The following is a 16,926-nucleotide window of genomic DNA, read 5'->3' on the forward strand; positions in this document are numbered from 1 at the left end:
CCGCTCAGTCGCGCCGCCGCCGCTCCCGCCGCTCCCGCTGCCGCTCGCGACGTTCCTCCCGCAGTTCGCGCCGCTCGTCCCGCACGTCGTCGCGGTGTGCCCGGTGCAGCCGTTGCCGCTCCCGATGCCAGTCGCGGTTGCGGCCCTTCTCGCCGACCGCCCGCCGCTTGACCGACACACCGCCGAACAGCAGCGTCCCGGTGATCCGGATCACGGGCGCGTCCGGGTCGGTCGTGTCGTCCTCCGGCAGGTCGTTCCCACTGAAGATCGCCGTGTTGGACGCGACGACCCGCACCCCCGGCGGCACCACGATGTTCAACCCGCCGAACACGCACGTGACGTTGACCGTCACCTCGCCCCGGCTGAGGACCGCCTGCCGGAAGTCCAGATCCGCGCCGCCGAACACGCACGTCACGTTCGTGGTCGACTCGACAAGCCAGCGCCCCCTCCGCTCGACGCCGCTGAAAATCGCCACGAGGTTGGGCGACTGCGCGTCCGGCGGCGGCGCCTGCACCTCCGCGTCCTTGCGCAACTCCACCCGCGGCCGCGGCGCCTGCGCCGACGGCAGATCGCGGAGCACCGGCTCCAACTCGGCGTACGTCTTCGCGTTGTACACCGCGTCGATGCGCTCGGCATGCTCCTCCGGCGTGATCCGCCCCTCCGCCAGCGCCTCACGCAACCGATCGGCGACCTGATCACGATCAGCGTCCGAAGCACGCATACGCGCGGCGGCCGACGACTCCTCGGGAACCCCAGACTGAGAAGAACTCACAAGAGAGATTCTTCCCTATCTGTCCAGGGGGGCGACCCCCTGGAACCCCCGTCAGCAACTGCGGATCGGGCTGAGGCACACGACCACCTCAACCCCGCCCGCTGTATCTGTCTAGGGGGCGAGCCCTAGAACCCCCGTCAGCGACCGCGGGTCGGGTTGAGGCGCACGACCACCTCAACCCCGCCCGCAACCACGCAGGGGGTCAACCGTTGCGATCGCGTCCGAAGGCAGGTTTCGAGCTCGCGAGAAACCTGATCGCGCAGCGAGCCGCTAGGCGAGTCGAAGCGATGCAGCGATCGCACCGCGGTTCACGACGATGGAGGGCCCCATAAGTGCCATGCTGTGAATCCCCAGGTCAACGGGGGTTCACAAGTGGATATGACCTCTAGGGAGCCATGAGGGGAGCCCCGATCGCAGGGCGCCCCGGAACCCATTCGTCCGAATAGACGTTCGAATACATGAGGTCAAGGCGGGAAGGCCAGACGCCACTAACGTCCGGCCTCCCCTTCGTCCACCACTCGACAACGGCGAGAGGCGAACGCAATGGCAAGGGTAGTCGTCAACGGGTACAAGGGCAGCATCTACCGTGAGGGCAAGGGCTACACGGGCGTGCTGGACCTCGGATACCACCCCAACGGCAAGCGGAACCGTCCAAAGCGCAAAGCGACGACAAAGGCAGCCGTCGAAACCAAGCTTGAAAAGCTGACGGAAGACTTGGCCAAAGGCCGCACTGTCAAGGCAGACAAAACCGTTTCGGCAGTCGTCACCGACTACATTGACGACTTGGAGCGGCAGGGGCGTGCACCGAAGACCATCGAGGGTCTACGGTCGTGGAACCGGAATCACATCACGAGAATCGGTTCACTCAAAGTGCGGGACGAACTGACCCCCACGCACGTATCAGAATGGCTGATCGTCCTTGCCGAGGATCACGCGACAACGACCCTCACGAACATTCACGGTCTGCTTTCCAGCGCGCTCGACCGTGCGATCATTCACAACGTGACGGACCGGAACGTGTCCCGAATGGTTCCCAACATTCAGGGCAAGAACGACGGACGCGAAAGCAAGAGCTTCACGCCCGACCAGGTACACGCGATTCTAGGACGTGCGAGCGCGGAGGTTCCCTCTCGGTTGCGCTTTGGCGCGTCGGTGATCCTCGCTCTGACGAGCGGATTGCGCGGGGACGAGTTGAACGGCCTGAAATGGTACGGGCTTGACCTGGACGCGGGAACGGTATCGGTCGTGCGTGCCGACCGCTACCAAGGAAAGACGAAAACGAAACAATCGGTCCGGTCACTGGAATTGGCCGATATCGCCATTACGGCACTCAAAGCGTGGCGAGAAATGCAGGCCAAAGAGTTCGAAGCGTTCGGCGGGAAGGTCACCGACGACACGGCGGTATTCACGCGCCCGGACGGTACCGCCTACACGCAACGCACGGCGCGTTACGAGTTCCGTAACGTACTCAAAGCGGCAGGGATCACCGACCCGGAATCGTGGGCGGTGCGAGAAACACGGACGACATTCGTCAGCGTCATGTCCTACAACGGCGTACCGCGTGAGGTCATCGCCGATTTGTGCGGTCACACGGTGCGCACGCTGGAAAAGCACTACCGCAAGGTATTGCGCCCGGTTCACCGGCAAAGCGCCGACGTGATCAATAGCGTGTTCCACGCCGCCTGATCACCCCACCCACCCGGAAGCCCCTGACGGTCCCCGTCAGGGGCTTCCGCGTTCCCGCCCCTTCCCGGCTACTCCGGCGAGTCGTTGGCCCGTCTGCGTGCCTCTCAGAGCCATAGACGACCTCTCCCCCGTTTCCGGCACACGCACCCCGCCCGACAGGCCACAACGAACCGTGCAGGCCACGAGCGCAGCCAGGGGCACACACACCCGCCGCCCGCAGTACACGCCCGCATCCCGCCGCGAACGATAGAGATCCCGCACGAGCAGCGGACCGAGTACCCCCGTTGACCAGGGAAGACGTGAACCACCGGCGCACCCCGAAGGGCGCGCCCAAAGGTGCGCGGAAAGCCACACCGGGCGACGCGCCGAAGGGCGCGCCGAGAGTAACACCGAGCGGTGCGCCGAAAGGCACGGCGAACAAGAATCCCCCAAGGGGAAAGGCGGACGAGAGAGTGGCACGGAATTGAGAGAGAAGGGGGACAGGGGTAGCCGAGGAGCAGGGCCGGAGGCCCCGACGCCGGATTTCTGTAAGAAATTTAGCCAGCCCTTTGGGTCCGCTCGATACCACCGACCAGGACATACACCGCCGTGCCGTTTTCGCTTTCGTGAAGCCGGACGCGAAACCAGACGCGATAGCCGACGCGCAGACCGATAGGAACTAAACTGTGGCCGTTATCGTACGGATTTCACGCGCCTCCGGCAAAGCCCGATCCTTTGGCGGAAGAATGGAGAGCACAGAGCTAGCCAATAGGCGGCCCCCGGCACTTGTCCGCCCTTGCCCTTCAAGCGCGGTCAACGCCAATTGAAGTCCTTCCCCGACCTCTCGCCCTCTGACCAGAGACACCGATTCCATCAGCGTCAGATTCACATGCGGAGCAAGCGCATTCGCAGGATACAACGAACGAGCCTGAGACAAGGACGCTTCAGCGCGTTCGTCTCCAACATGGACATAAGCGAATGACTCACTCCAGAGCCGCTGTGTCTCCCGATACTCGAAAACCGATTGGGTGCCCCCGGAATCGGATATCTGCTCACACGTACGGTTCACGTCCGCGAGCCTCGCGTAGACATTTGCCTTGTCGCACTCCTGAACCGCAAGCCAGGCACGCGCATCATAAGCGCGCGCCAATCCAGGCGAAGAATCCCCGCCTGCTATTTGCTCCGCTTCATTAGCGAGTTTCGCCACCACAACCGGCGCGCGTCCCGTCCAAAAAGCGTCTTGAGCAGCGCGCCCCCGCGTCCATACCTGCATTTTCTGGTCGCCGGACGCATCCGCCGCCTTAATGGCGCTGTTCCATGCGATACGCGCGGAACGCCGGTCATCAGCGTCCCCGAACTCAATCGCCAGAAGCCCAGAAAGCGCCGCACACACACGCGACAAACTAGCTTGCTGCAACGGCGGAAGGCGGCGTTTGAAAAGTTCGCCAATCGCAACGATATCGGTGGTCAGGTCACCGATAAGCGCGCCAGCGGGAGAACTGTGAAGCTGGTAATCGTAATCGGCGACGAGGCGTTCCCATTCAGCGATGTCGAGTGGATTTCCGAACGCATCTTCAATTCCCGACAACGCTGTCTCAAGGGCTTGTGGCGGAACCGCGATCCCCGCACTTATCGCGGCGATCACCTGTAGCGCGGCGCGACGTCTCACGTCGTCCTCCCGGTTGGGGGTATGACTCTCTTGCACCATACCCACCAAAGGCGCGTTTCGATCTTTGGTCCGCTCCCGCTTGGGGATGAGCGCTACCAGCTCCCCACCGGCGTCCAGCGCGGCGTCAAGAGCCTTCCCCAGCTCCTCGGACGGATACCGGTGACCATTGCGGATCTTGGACACGTGGCTAGCGTCGCAATAGACCTGCTTGGCCATCCGCCGCAGTGACAGACCACGCGCAGCCATCAACTCAGTCAGCTTCTGACCGAACGTCATCGCTCCGACTGGTTCCACCCGTCCGCCCTCCCGGTTGATCGCTATGACCCGACCCGTACGGCGCTTTTGTCCGACTGTTACCCACAGGCCGACAATCCCTTACAAGGTAACCCCCAGCACGCCCACATGCCGGGGGTTAGCGAACATCACGCAAAGCGAATCTCAACGCTCCCGACCGTCTGTCGCCCGGCGGACGGCTACCGTTCGGCGAGCCCCACCACGCCGACCCGGGGGGAGCCAGGGAGCCACACCGGGAGCCAGCCCCCGCAGATTCGACGCGGCCGCCCCTGACTCAGAGGGAAGCAAGACCGGCATTTCACCAGGTCAACCGCTATGCATCATGCCCCGTCAGACTGCGTGTCGGGTGTGCTTGACTGAGGGCCCCCAGGGCCCGAAGGAGGAGTGGACTGCAATAGATACAGCGTTAGGCCTAGGTCGTTGTCTCTGGTTGCTTGGAGGGATTCTGGGCGGCCTTCGGTGATTGTGGCGGCCAGGACTTCGGTGGCGAATTCTTCGGTGTGGGCGCGGAGGGCCTCGGCGAGGTCGGTGCCGGTGGCCTCCCACCACAGGTCGATGCGGTCGGTGACCTCCAGGCCGGCGGCCTTGCGGGCCTCCTGGACGAGGCGGACGGCCTCGCGGACGAGGCCCGCGCGGCGCAGTTCCGGGGTGACGGTGAGGTCCAGGGCGATTGTTTCGCCCGCGGCGCTCTCGACGGCCCAGCCGGAGCGGGGGCGTTCGGTGACGATCACGTCGTTGGGGGTGAGGGAGACCGGCCCGACGCCTGGGGCGTCGACGTCGGCGGTGCCCGCGCGGAGGGCCTGGACGAGGGCCGCCGGGTCCGTCGACGTGATGGCCTTGGCGACCTTCGGGGTGTCCTTGGCGTGGCGCTTGCCGAGTTCGCGGAAGTTGGGCTTCACCTCGTACTCGACGAGGTCGCCGCCGATGGACGACAGTTCCTCGAAGCCGAGGACGTTGAGTTCCTCGGAGATCTGCGCGCGAAGTTGGTCGGGCAGGGTCGACCAGTGGGCGGCGCCGACCAGGGCGCGGCCGAGGGGCTGGCGGGTGCGGACGCCGCTGGCGGCACGGGCGGAGCGGCCGAGTTCGACCAGGCGGCGGACGAGCGCCATCTGGGCGGTGAGGCCGGCGTCCAGGAGGGTCTCGTCGACGGTCGGCCAGTCGGTGAGGTGCACCGACTCGGGGGCGTCGGACGGGCGGATGACGTCCCAGACGTGGTCGGTGATGAACGGCACCATCGGGGCCATCAGCCGGGTGAGGGTCTCCAGGCACTCGTAGAGGGTGGCGAACGCGGACGAGCCGTCCGAGGTGTGCGGGCCGTCCCAGAAGCGGCGGCGGGAGCGGCGGACGTACCAGTTGGACAGGTTGTCGACGAACTGCGCGAGGGCGCGTCCCGCCTTGGCGGTGTCGTACTCCTCCAGTGCCGCGTCGACCTCGCGGACGGTGCGGTGCAGTTCGGCGAGGGCCCAGCGGTCCAGGAGGGGACGGTCGGCGGGCGCGGGCGCCTCGGCCCGGCGGTCGGGCGTCCAGGCCTGGCCCTGTGCCTGGGCGGCGTTGGCGTACAGGACGAAGAACGACGCCGTGTTCCAGTAGGTGAGCAGGACCTTGCGGACGATCTCCTCCAGGGCGGTGTGCCCGACGCGGCGGGACGCCCAGGGGAGGCCGTTCGCGGCCATGAACCAGCGGACGGCGTCGGCACCGTGCTCGTCCATGAGCGGGATGGGCCGCAGCACGTTGCCGAGGTGCTTGCTCATTTTGCGGCCGTCCTCGGCGAGGATCAGCCCGAGGCACACGACGTCCTCGTAGGACGACCTGTCGAAGACGAGCGTCCCGACGGCCATGAGGGAGTAGAACCAGCCACGGGTCTGGTCCTGGGCCTCGCAGATGTACTGCGCGGGGTAGGAGTTCTCGAAGATGTCGTTGTTGCGGTGGGGGGCGCCCCACTGCGCGAACGGCATCGAGCCGGAGTCGTACCAGGCGTCGATGACGTCGGGGACGCGGCGGGCCTCCGCCCCACACCTGTCCGATTTCGCGTCTCCGACACGGGCTGGACAAGGGAAGGTGACATCGTCGACGTAAGGGCGGTGGGGGTCGAGCCCCGTCATGTCCTTGCCGGTGAGGTCGCCGAGTTCCTTGAGGGAGCCGACGCAGGTGATGTGGCTTTCGTCTTCTGAGCAGACCCACAGGGGGAGGGGCGTGCCCCAGTAGCGGCTGCGGGACAGTGACCAGTCGACGTTGTTGCGCAGCCACTCCCCGTACCGGCCGTGCTTGACCGTCTTGGGGTACCAGTTGGTCTTCTCGTTCTCCTCCAGCAGCCGGTCCTTGATCTGGGTGGTGCGGATGTACCAGGCGGGCAGCGCGTAGTAGAGCAGGGCGGTGTGGCAGCGCCAGCAGTGCGGGTAGCTGTGCTCGAAGTGGCCGCCGCGGAACAGCAGCCCGCGCGCGCGCAGGTCGTCGGTGAGGGGTTCGTCGGCGTCCTTGAAGAACTTGGTGCCGACCATGGGGACTTCGCGGAGGAACCGGCCGTCCGGCCCGATGGGGTTGACGACCGGCATGTCGTACCGTCGGCAGACGGTCATGTCGTCGGCGCCGAACGCGGGGGCCTGGTGGACGAGGCCCGTCCCGTCCTCGACGGTGACGTAGTCGCCCAGGACGACGTAGTGCGCGTCCGGGATGTCGACCAGCTCGAACGGACGCTGGTAGGTGGTGCGTTCGAGTTCGGTGCCCTGGTAGGTGGCGAGCCGTTCGGCGTCCTCTCCGAGAACCTGGTCGAGGAGGGGTTCGGCCACGACGAGGACCTCGTCGGACCCCGCCGGACGGGCCGCCACATAGGTGACGTCCGGGTGGACGGCCACGGCGGTGTTGGACACCAGCGTCCACGGCGTCGTCGTCCAGATGAGCAGGGCCGCGCCCATCTCGGCGAGCGGACCGGACGTGACGGGCATCCGCACGTACACCGACGGGCTGGAGACCGTCTCGTACGCGCCGGGCTGTCCCAGCTCATGGTCGGACAGGCCCGTCCCGCAGCGCGGGCAGTAGGGCGTGATGCGGAAGTCGCGGAACAGCAGGCCCTTGTCGAACACCTGCTTCAGGGACCACCAGACGGCCTCGACGTACTCGGGGTCCATCGTCCGGTAGGCCTGGTCGGTGTTGACCCAGTAGCCCATGCGTTCGGTCATCTCTTCGAACGCGTCCACGTGGCGCAGGACCGACTCGCGGCAGCGGGCGTTGAACTCCGCGACGCCGTACTCCTCGATGTCCTTCTTGCCGGTGAGCCCGAGCTCCTTCTCCACGGCCACCTCGACGGGCAGCCCGTGGCAGTCCCAGCCCGCCTTGCGGGGGACGTGGTAGCCCTTCATGGTCTTGAAGCGCGGGAAGACGTCCTTGAACACGCGCGCCTCGACGTGGTGGACGCCCGGCATCCCGTTCGCGGTCGGCGGGCCTTCGTAGAACACCCAGCTGGGGCCGGACGCGGTGCGCTCCAGCGACCGCTCGAAGACCTTGCTCTCCCGCCAGCGGCGCAGCATGTCGCGCTCGAGGGCGGGCAGATCGACCTGCGCGGGCAGCGGGCGGAATCCCGGCCGGGAAGCGGGGCTCACGATGGCGGACCTCCGGAACGTCGTGACGTTGACCGGAGGGACGAGGCGAGTGCCCCGCGGTACCACCCTCCTTGACCACGCCCAGGGCGCGGTCCGCTTCGTTCGAGTCTCGGCTGCCGGTTCTACTGGGCCCGCGGGCATCGCGGACGGTTCCTCCGGCGGCTCCGGGGTGATCAGACCGCCGGGCTCGCCCCCGGGCTCGCACCGTCCCCGGGTCGCTCATGGCTGCGTGCGGCGGCAGGTGTTCCCATCGCGGCCTGCCGATACGACTTCTAGCTGTGACTCAGAATTCAAGTATGCACCATGACTTAACCGGATTAGGCGCTGGCGTCGCACCGCCGCTTTCCGTCCCGCCCGGGGTGAGGGACGTGCCCGTTCCTTTGCGATGTCGTGCGTCGCGCTGGGGTTTCCGGGCGTTCGGCGGCGGGGCATAAGCGGTCGGTAACGCGGCCCAGGTTGTTTGCCGCGTATCGGAGAGGGGACCTATGCTGCCCGCACTGCCCGTCGAGGCGATCAGCGCGAGGGGGGCCGACATGGCCGGCGCGAAGAGGGGCGTTCTGCCCGCTGAGAAGAAGCCCGCTGAAAACGCGAAACCGACCAGGCGCGGGTCCGCCGCGTCCAAGGGCGGGGCGGGAGTGGCGACCAAGCCCAGCGGCGCGCGGGCGCGGCTGGACGGCCGGGCCCCGGTGCGGGCGGCGGAGCTGCCGGTCCGCGAGGGCGAGCACCAGTGGACGGCCGCCGAACTCGCCGAGGTCAGGACCGGGCTCCAGGAGCAGGTCGAGGCGCTGCGCACGGAGATCGCGGCGTCGGCGAGCCAGATCGCGGAGGGCGACACCAGCGACGGCGCGGGCGACGACCAGGCCGACGCGGGCGCCAAGACCTACGAGCGCGAGCACGAGCTGGCGTTGTCCTACAATTCACAGGACCTGCTCGCCCAGATAGAGCGGGCCGTCCAGCGGATGGACACCGGGACGTACGGGACCTGCGAGTCGTGCGCCAGGCCGATCGGCAAGGCGCGCCTCCAGGTCTTCCCCCGTGCGACCCTGTGTGTGACATGCAAACAACGCGAGGAACGTCGCTGAGCGACTCAACGAACCCAGAGGGCGGGGCCGAGGAATCCACGGGATCTCCTCGGCCGCGCCGCGTCGGCGTGCTGGTCGCCGTGGCGCTGACCGCGCTGATCGCCGACATCGTGTCCAAGTCGGTCATCGTCGCGACGTTGCGGGACGAGGAGCCGATCCGGCTGCTCGGCGGCCTGCTGACGCTGCGCGAGACCCGTAACAGCGGTGCCGCGTTCTCGATCGGCACCGGCTACACGATCATCTTCACGGTGATCGCCATCGGCGTGGTGGTCGCGATCCTGCGCACGGCCCGCAACTTGCGCAGCGTCCCATGGGCGATCTGCCTGGGCCTGCTGCTCGGCGGCGCCTGCGGCAACCTGATCGACCGGATGTTCCGCGAGCCGGGACCGCTGAAGGGCCATGTCGTCGACTGGATCCAGGTGCCCGACTTCCCGGTGTTCAACCTGGCCGACTCGGCGATCGTGTGCGGCGGGATCCTCGCCGTCCTGCTGGCGGCGCGGGGTCTCCAGGTGGACGGGACGCGCCTCACCAACGAGAAGAACGACGGCGCGGGGGAGTCGGCGGGCGAGTCAGAGGCCGGGGAGAAGTGCTGATGGGCGAGGCGCGGATGGGCGTGGTGCGGAGCCTCCCCGTCCCGGACGGGCTTGAGGGCGAGCGGATCGACGCCGCCCTGTCCCGGCTGTTCGGGTTGTCGCGCGGCAGCGCCGCCGACATCATCGCGGCGGGCGACGTCCTGCTGGACGGGGCCGCGGTCGCGACCAAGTCGGAGCGGCTGCACGCGGGCGCCTGGCTCGAGGTGACGCTTCCGCCGCCGCCCGCCCCGCCCGTGCCGGTCGCCGAGCCGGTCCCCGGAATGGGCGTCCTGTACGAGGACGCCGACATCCTCGTGGTGAACAAGCCGATCGGCGTCGCCGCGCACCCCACGACCGGCTGGACGGGCCCGACCGTCCTCGGCGGGCTGCTCGGCGCCGGGCACACGATCGCGACGAGCGGCGCGTCCGAGCGGCAGGGCATCGTGCACCGGCTGGACGCCAACACCACCGGAGCGATGGTGGTGGCGAAGAGCGAGGTCGCCTACTCGCGGCTCAAGCGGGCGTTCAAGGAACGCCGGGTCGGTAAGCGTTATCAGGCGCTCGTGCAGGGGCATCCCGACCCGTTCCGCGGGACGGTCGACGCGCCCCTCGACCGGCATCCGTCCGGCGACGGGCGGTTCGCGGTCGTGGCGGGCGGCAGGCCGTCGGTGACGCACTACGACACCGTGGAGGCGTTCCGCGCGGCGTCGCTGCTCGACATCGACCTGGAGACGGGCCGCACCCACCAGATCCGGGTGCACATGTCGGCGATCCGGCATCCGTGCGTCGGCGACCTGCTGTACGGGGCCGACCCGACCCTGGCGGAGCGGCTCGGGCTGCGGCGGCAGTGGCTGCACGCCGTGCGGCTCGGGTTCGAGCACCCGGCCACCGGCGAGTGGGTGGAGTTCGAGAGCCCGTACCCGGACGACCTGGCGCGCGTGCTGGAGATCGTCCGGGACGAGTCCTGACGGTCCGACCCCGAATCCTGGTCAGACCCCCTGTCCCGGCAGTCAGACCCCGAGGAGCCGCAGCCCGGCGGCGACGCCCGCCGCGACGGCCAGCACCACCAGGAACGGGGCCCGCAGCAGCAGCGCCACGACGGCCCCGGCGAGGCCCGCCATGCGGGCGGCGTCGAACTCCAGGGCCCTGCCGTCGGCGAGCGCCTGAACGGCGATCAGCGCCGTCAGCAGCGCCACGGGCACGAGTTCGGTGAACCGCCGGACCCGGGGGTCGGCGAGGACGCGCTGCGGCGTGACGAGCCCGGCGATCTTCAGCGCGTAGCAGCCGAGGCCGGTGGCGATCACCGCGATCCAGACGTTCACGCGGTCCTCCCCGGCGGCGTCCTCCTGAGCATGGCGGGCAGCGCGGCGGTGGCGGCGAGCATGACGGGCACGCCGGGCGGCAGCAGCGGCGTCGCCGCGACCGCGATCACGACGGCGGCGAGGGCGACCTTCACCTCGGTCCGTCCGGCGGTGAGCCGCGGCCACACCAGGCCGAGGAACGCGGCGGGGCCGAGGACGTCCAGGCCGACGGCGTCCGGATCGCCGAGCCGGGCCGCGCCCGCGGCGCCGAGCAGCGTCGTGAGGTTCCAGAGCAGGTAGAGGGTCAGGCCGGTGGCGTAGAACCCGGCCCGGGCCGCGTCGCGTCCGCGCTGCGCGGTCGCGACGGCGGTGGTCTCGTCGATCACGACCTGCGCGGTGACGAGCCGCCGCCAGCCGCGCACGTCCAGCGTGTGCGCGAGCCGCATCCCGTACAGGGCGTTGCGCCCGCCGAGCAGCACCGCGCCGAGCGACCCGGCGACGAGCCCGCCGCCCCCGCCGATCACTCCGATCAGCGCGAACTGGGACGCTCCCGTGAACGCGAGCAGGCTCAGCGCGCACGTCTGCGCGACGGTCAGGCCCGCCGTGACGCCCGCCGCGCCGAACGCGACCCCGGACACGCCCACGGCGATCCCGACGCCGACTCCGTCCCGGACGGCGGACCGCCGCGTGCCGGAACCGGGCGCGTCTACCTCCTCCACCTCGGTGACGCTCATGCCGCCGACGGTAGGCCCGGGCGCGCCCCCGGATCTTGAACGTTCTTGCACGGGCTCACCGCGGGGCCTCGGCGGCGTCGGCGGCGGCGTCCAGCCCGGCCTCGATCACGGCGGTCATGATGCGGGCGAGACGGTCGGCGCCGAGGGACGGGGCCCGCGCCGCCATCGCCTCGACGATCTGCCGTTCGCGGCCCGGGTCGCGTCCGGCGTGGCCGCCGACCGGCTTGAGCCGCTGGACGACGGCGGCGATCTCGGCGCGGCGCTCCAGCAGGGTGGCGAGCGCGGCGTCGAGGCCGTCGATCGCGGTCCTGGCCTCGCCGAGCGTGCCGACCGACGCGGCGGACGGCAGCGGGACGCGCAGCTCGTCCGCCGCGTGCGCCCGGCCGCAGGCCGGGCAGGACGCGGTGGGCTCCGTCGGGTCGATGACCTGGTCGTGCATGGCGGTTCCCTCTCGTGCGGCGGCCGCTCGCGCAGGGGGAGCCCGTGCCCGGGGCCGCTTCGATCAACAGAAAAGGCAGAGCCCGAGGGCTCTGCCTGGCCGGCTCCGGGGCGTCGCTCAGGTCATGGCGACGGTCGGCTCACCCGGAGCCGGCCGCGTAAACCTGAAATGGCGACGTTCCACGGTTCCGATGGTATGTCGGGACGGCGGGTGCCCGTCAATCACCGGAGCGATCATCTCGGAGATTGAGACGTTCCAACTACCATGTGCCCCATGGGGGATCGCCATGGGGGATGAGGTCGCGCACCACTACCGCCATCCGGCGGTGCCGGACGTCGATCTGCTGCGGGCCCGCTTCGTGACGCACCGCTTCACCAGGCACACGCACGAGGGGTACGTGTTCGGCGTCATCGACGCTGGCGTGGAGGAGTTCGAGCACGCGGGCGGCGTGCACCGCGCCGGTCCGGGCTCGGTCGTCCTGGTCAACCCCGACGTCGTCCACGGCGGGCACGCGGGCACGCCCGAGGGCTGGGCCTACCAGGTGATCTACCCGCCGGTGGACGTCGTGACGGGCGTCGCCGCCGACCTGGGCGCGCGGCCCGGCACGCCCGCGTTCCCCGACCCCGTCGTGACCGATCCGGCCGCCGCCCGGCTGCTGCACGCCCTGCACCGGGCGGGGGAGAAGGGCGACGCGCTGGCGGCGTCCACCCTGCTCAAGGCGACGGTGGCGCGGCTGCTGGCCCGGCACGCCCGCGGTTTCCAGCCGCGCGACGAGCCCGCCGGGATGCCGCGCGCCGTCCGCGAGGCCCGCGACATCCTGCACGCCAGCCTCGTCGAACCACCGTCGCTGGACGAGCTGGCCGCCGCCGTCGGAGCCCGCCCGTTCCCGCTACTGCGGGCGTTCCGCGACACCGTCGGCCTGCCGCCGCACGCCTACCTCAACCAGGTGCGCGTCCGGGAGGCGCGGGCCCTGCTGGACGAGGGCCTGCGCCCCGCCGAGGCCGCCGTCCGCACCGGGTTCGCCGACCAGGCCCATCTGACCCGGCACTTCAAGCGCACCCTCGGTGTTCCGCCGGGCGCCTACCGTAGTGCCCGCACGATTGGGCGCGTCGGGGCGCGTGGGACGGAAGAAGCGAGTTAGGCTCTGAGCACCGCGTCGGCCCGGCCCCCACCGAGTTGACGATCTTCCCCCGGGACCACGAGAGCGACACGTACCGCGAGGTACGTGCGCGGTCGCATGCGACGAGCAGCAGGAGGCGCAGCAGGCATGGCCGACTCTTTCGTTCACCTGCACGTTCATACCGAGTACTCCATGCTCGACGGAGCCGCCCGGTTGAAGCAGATGTTCGAGGAGGTCGGGCGGCAGAAGATGCCGGCGATCGCCATGACCGACCACGGCAACATGCACGGCGCCTACGACTTCCACAAGCAGGCCATGGGTGCCGGGGTCACGCCGATCATCGGCATCGAGGCGTACATGGCGCCGGAGTCGCGCTACCACAAGAAGAAGATCCAGTGGGGCGAGCCGAGCCAGAAGCGCGACGACGTCTCCGGCGGCGGTCTGATCAACCACATGACGCTGTGGGCGCGTGACGCGACCGGCCTGCACAACCTGTTCAAGCTGTCCAGCCGCGGCTACACCGAGGGCTTCGTCTTCAAGTACGCCCGGATGGACGAGGAACTCCTCGCCGAGCACGCCGCCGGGATCATGGGCACGACCGGCTGCCCGTCCGGCAAGGTGCAGACCCGGCTGCGGCTCGGCCAGTTCGACGAGGCGCTCAAGGCCGCCGCGACCTTCCAGGAGATCCTCGGCAAGGAGAACTACTTCCTTGAGCTGATGGACCACGGGCTGGACATCGAGCGCCGCGTCCGCGACGGGCTCATCGAGATCAGCAAACGGCTGAACATCCCGCCGGTCGTCACCAACGACTCCCACTACACGCACGAGTCGGAGTCCACCGCGCACGACGCGCTGCTGTGCGTGCAGGTCGGCAAGCAGCTCGCCGACCCCGACCGGTTCCGGTTCGACGGCAGCGGCTACTACCTCAAGACCGCCGACGAGATGCGCGCCATCGACTCGTCCGACATCTGGGCGGAGGGCTGCCGCAACACGCTGCTCATCGCCGAGCGGGTCGAGCCCGAGGGCATGTTCGAGCACCGCGACCTCAGCCCCCGCTTCCCCGTCCCCGAGGGCGAGACGGAGGAGAGCTGGTTCCGCAAGGAGGTCTGGCAGGGCCTGGAGCGCCGCTTCCCCGACGGCCTGCCCGAGGGGTACAGGGAGCAGGCCGATTACGAGATGGGCGTCATCCTCGGCAAGGGGTACCCGTCGTACTTCCTCGTCGTCGCCGACTTCATCATGTGGGCCAAGAACAACGGCATCCTGGTCGGCCCCGGCCGAGGCAGCGCCGCCGGGTCGCTGATCGCGTACGCGATGGGCATCACCGACCTCGACCCGATCCCGCACGGGCTGATCTTCGAGCGGTTCCTTAACCCCGAACGCGCGTCGATGCCCGACATCGACATCGACTTCCCTGAAGATCGCCGCGCCGAGGTAATCCGGTACACGACGGAGAAGTGGGGCGCCGACAAGGTCTCCTACATCGCCACGTTCGGCACCATCAAGGCGAAGGCCGCCATCAAGGACGCGGGCCGCGTCCTCGGCTTCCCCTACGCGCTCGGCGACCGCATCTCCAAGGCGTTCCCGCCCGCCGTCATGGGCAAGGACATCCCGCTGTCGGGCATCTTCGACGACAAGCACCCCCGCCACGGCGAGGCGGGCGAGTTGCGCAAGCTGTACGACGAAGAGACCGACGTCAAGCAGATCATGGACCTGGCGCAGGGCCTGGAGGGCCTGATCCGCCAGACCGGCGTGCACGCCGCCGGGGTGATCATGTCCGGTGAGACGATCACCGACCATGTCCCGATCATGCGCCGGGACGCCGACGGCGCGATCATCACGCAGTTCGACTACCCGACCTGCGAGACGCTCGGCCTGTTGAAGATGGACTTCCTGGGCCTGCGCAACCTGACGATCATCGACGACGCGCTGCGCGGCATCGAGAAGAACAAGGGCGTCAAGCTCGAACTGCTGGAACTGTCCTTCGACGACAAGAAGACCTACGAGCTGCTCGGCCGCGGCGACACGCTCGGCGTGTTCCAGCTGGACGGCGGGCCGCTGCGGTCGCTGCTGCGGCTGATGAAGCCGGACAACTTCGAGGACATCTCCGCCGTCATCGCCCTGTACCGGCCGGGCCCGATGGGCGCCAACTCGCACACCAACTACGCGCTCCGCAAGAACGCCCAGCAGGAGATCACCCCGATCCATCCCGAGTTGGAGGACCCGCTCAGGGACGTCCTCGACACGACCTACGGCCTGATCATCTATCAGGAGCAGGTCATGGCGATCGCGCAGAAGGTGGCCGGCTACTCGCTCGGACAAGCGGACCTTCTCCGCCGCGCGATGGGCAAGAAGAAGAAGGAGGTCCTCGACAAGGAGTACAAGCCGTTCTCCGAGGGCATGCGCGAACGCGGCTACTCCGACGCGGCCATCAAGACGCTGTGGGAAATCCTCGTCCCGTTCTCCGACTACGCTTTCAACAAGGCGCACTCCGCCGCGTACGGGCTGGTCTCCTACTGGACGGCCTATCTCAAGGCGAACTATCCGGCCGAGTACATGGCGGGGCTGCTGACGTCCGTCGGCGACGACAAGGACAAGAGCGCGCTCTACCTGTCGGAGTGCCGCCGGATGGGGCTGACGGTGCTGCCGCCGGACGTCAACACGTCCGAGGCCGACTTCACCCCGCTGGGCGACACCGAGATCCGGTTCGGCCTGTCGGCGGTCCGCAACGTCGGCACGAACGTGGTGGACGGCATCGTCGCCGCCCGCAAGGAGAAGGGCGCCTACACCGACTTCAACGACTTCCTCAACAAGGTCCCGCCGATCGTCTGCAACAAGCGGGTCGTGGAGTCGCTCATCAAGGCGGGCGCGTTCGACGAGCTGGACCACCAGCGCAAGGCGCTGCTGATGGTGCACGAGCAGGCCATCGACTCCGTCATCGACATCAAGCGCAAGGAGGCCGTCGGCCAGGACTCCCTCTTCGGCGCCCTGGAGAACGACGGCGGCGAGGACGCCTTCGCCGTCGCGATCCCCGAGGGCGAGGAGTGGGACAAGACGACCCTCCTCGCGTTCGAGCGCGAGATGCTCGGCCTGTACGTCTCCGACCACCCGCTGCTCGGCGTGGAGCACATCCTGGAGCGCGAGGCCGACTGCACGATCGCCGTCCTGAACGAGGGCGAGCGTCCGGACGGCCAGATCGTGGTCCTCGCCGGGCTGCTGTCGGGCCTCCAGCGCAAGGTGACCAAGCAGGGCAACTCGTGGGCGATGTTCCAGCTGGAGGACCTCGGCGGCTCGATCGAGGTGCTGTGCTTCCCGTCGGCCTACCAGCTGTGCTCGACGCTGCTCGCCGAGGACGCGATCCTCATCGTCAAGGGCAAGCTGGACCGCCGCGAGGACGTCGCGAAGATCATCGCGATGGAGGTCACCCAGCCCGACCTGACCATCACCGACGCGACCGGCCCGTTCTCGGTCACGATGCCGCTCGGCCGCTGCACCCCGCCGACCGTCTCGCGCCTGAAGGAGGTGCTGGTCACCCATCCCGGGAGGTCGGAGGTGCACCTCCACGTCCAGAACGGTCCGCGTACCACGGTCGTCCGGCTGGACGACAGGCTTCGCGTGGCGCCGTCCCCGGCGTTGATGGGCGACCTGAAGCAGCTTCTCGGCCCGTCGTGCCTGGGCTGACCCG

12 protein-coding genes are annotated in these 16,926 nt (G+C 68.8%); 6 read left to right on the top strand and 6 right to left on the bottom strand.

Annotated elements, in window-relative coordinates:
- Positions 1–4: 4 nt before the first annotated feature.
- Positions 5–772, bottom strand: a complete 768-nt coding sequence (locus ABD808_RS12810; protein ID WP_344894977.1) for a DUF1707 SHOCT-like domain-containing protein — start codon at positions 770–772, stop codon at positions 5–7.
- A 543-nt stretch (positions 773–1,315) separates the two neighbouring features.
- Here ABD808_RS12810 and ABD808_RS12815 point away from each other — a divergent pair.
- The gene (locus ABD808_RS12815) at positions 1,316–2,458 is read left to right on the top strand and encodes a site-specific integrase (protein ID WP_344894980.1); all 1,143 of its coding nucleotides are present in this window, start codon (positions 1,316–1,318) and stop codon (positions 2,456–2,458) included.
- Between the two features lie 658 nt (positions 2,459–3,116).
- On the opposite strand, the gene ABD808_RS12820 is transcribed toward ABD808_RS12815, so the two are convergent.
- Entirely contained in the window at positions 3,117–4,382 is a 1,266-nt protein-coding gene (locus tag ABD808_RS12820; protein ID WP_344894982.1) for a helix-turn-helix domain-containing protein, read from the bottom strand.
- A gap of 338 nt (positions 4,383–4,720) precedes the next feature.
- On the bottom strand, positions 4,721–7,996 hold the full coding sequence (ileS, locus tag ABD808_RS12825; protein WP_344894985.1) for an isoleucine--tRNA ligase: 3,276 nt from the start codon (positions 7,994–7,996) through the stop codon (positions 4,721–4,723).
- 668 nt (positions 7,997–8,664) lie between these two features.
- On the opposite strand from ileS, the gene ABD808_RS12830 reads away from it, so the two are divergent.
- From ABD808_RS12830 to ABD808_RS12840, 3 genes are read left to right on the top strand one after another with little or no spacing between them, the layout of a single operon-like run.
- A complete protein-coding gene (locus ABD808_RS12830) occupies positions 8,665–9,078 on the top strand; it encodes a TraR/DksA family transcriptional regulator (RefSeq protein WP_425548924.1) in 414 nt (137 codons plus the stop codon).
- Entirely contained in the window at positions 9,051–9,671 is a 621-nt protein-coding gene (gene lspA / locus ABD808_RS12835; protein WP_344894987.1) for a signal peptidase II, read from the top strand. The genes ABD808_RS12830 and lspA overlap by 28 nt, the downstream gene beginning before the upstream one ends.
- 14 nt (positions 9,672–9,685) lie before the next feature.
- Positions 9,686–10,618: an RluA family pseudouridine synthase gene (locus ABD808_RS12840; protein ID WP_344895402.1), complete on the top strand. Its 933-nt coding sequence runs from the start codon at positions 9,686–9,688 to the stop codon at positions 10,616–10,618.
- Positions 10,619–10,660: 42 nt separating this feature from the next.
- Here ABD808_RS12840 and ABD808_RS12845 read toward each other — a convergent pair whose 3' ends face one another.
- The 3 genes from ABD808_RS12845 to ABD808_RS12855 are packed head-to-tail and all read right to left on the bottom strand — an operon-like array spanning position 10,661 to position 12,124.
- Positions 10,661–10,972 carry an AzlD domain-containing protein gene (locus ABD808_RS12845; RefSeq protein ID WP_344894990.1) on the bottom strand — a complete coding sequence of 104 codons (312 nt, stop codon included), beginning with the start codon at positions 10,970–10,972 and terminating at the stop codon, positions 10,661–10,663.
- On the bottom strand, positions 10,969–11,685 hold the full coding sequence (locus ABD808_RS12850; protein WP_344894993.1) for an AzlC family ABC transporter permease: 717 nt from the start codon (positions 11,683–11,685) through the stop codon (positions 10,969–10,971). Before ABD808_RS12850 ends, ABD808_RS12845 begins: the two co-directional genes overlap by 4 nt.
- Positions 11,686–11,740: 55 nt before the next feature.
- Positions 11,741–12,124, bottom strand: coding sequence for a chorismate mutase (locus ABD808_RS12855; protein WP_344894995.1), 384 nt, complete (start codon positions 12,122–12,124; stop codon positions 11,741–11,743).
- A 286-nt stretch (positions 12,125–12,410) separates the two neighbouring features.
- Here ABD808_RS12855 and ABD808_RS12860 point away from each other — a divergent pair, with 286 nt between their 5' ends.
- Positions 12,411–13,265: an AraC family transcriptional regulator gene (locus ABD808_RS12860; RefSeq protein ID WP_344894998.1), complete on the top strand. Its 855-nt coding sequence runs from the start codon at positions 12,411–12,413 to the stop codon at positions 13,263–13,265.
- A gap of 126 nt (positions 13,266–13,391) precedes the next feature.
- A complete protein-coding gene (dnaE, locus tag ABD808_RS12865; RefSeq protein ID WP_344895000.1) occupies positions 13,392–16,922 on the top strand; it encodes a DNA polymerase III subunit alpha in 3,531 nt (1,176 codons plus the stop codon).
- The last annotated feature ends 4 nt before the right edge of the window (positions 16,923–16,926 follow it).

It is taken from the genome of Actinomadura meridiana (assembly GCF_039537545.1).
GTDB lineage: Bacteria > Actinomycetota > Actinomycetes > Streptosporangiales > Streptosporangiaceae > Spirillospora > Spirillospora meridiana.

Bases quoted from the DNA above. Each gene is read 5' to 3' on its own strand.
- ABD808_RS12860 (WP_344894998.1), top strand. From the start codon at position 12,411: ATGGGGGATGAGGTCGCGCACCACTACCGCCATCCGGCGGTGCCGGAC.
- lspA (WP_344894987.1), top strand. From the start codon at position 9,051: ATGCAAACAACGCGAGGAACGTCGCTGAGCGACTCAACGAACCCAGAG.
- ABD808_RS12850 (WP_344894993.1), bottom strand. From the start codon at position 11,685: ATGAGCGTCACCGAGGTGGAGGAGGTAGACGCGCCCGGTTCCGGCACG.
- ABD808_RS12820 (WP_344894982.1), bottom strand. From the start codon at position 4,382: ATGACGTTCGGTCAGAAGCTGACTGAGTTGATGGCTGCGCGTGGTCTG.
- ABD808_RS12815 (WP_344894980.1), top strand. From the start codon at position 1,316: ATGGCAAGGGTAGTCGTCAACGGGTACAAGGGCAGCATCTACCGTGAG.
- ABD808_RS12840 (WP_344895402.1), top strand. From the start codon at position 9,686: ATGGGCGTGGTGCGGAGCCTCCCCGTCCCGGACGGGCTTGAGGGCGAG.
- ABD808_RS12855 (WP_344894995.1), bottom strand. From the start codon at position 12,124: ATGCACGACCAGGTCATCGACCCGACGGAGCCCACCGCGTCCTGCCCG.
- dnaE (WP_344895000.1), top strand. From the start codon at position 13,392: ATGGCCGACTCTTTCGTTCACCTGCACGTTCATACCGAGTACTCCATG.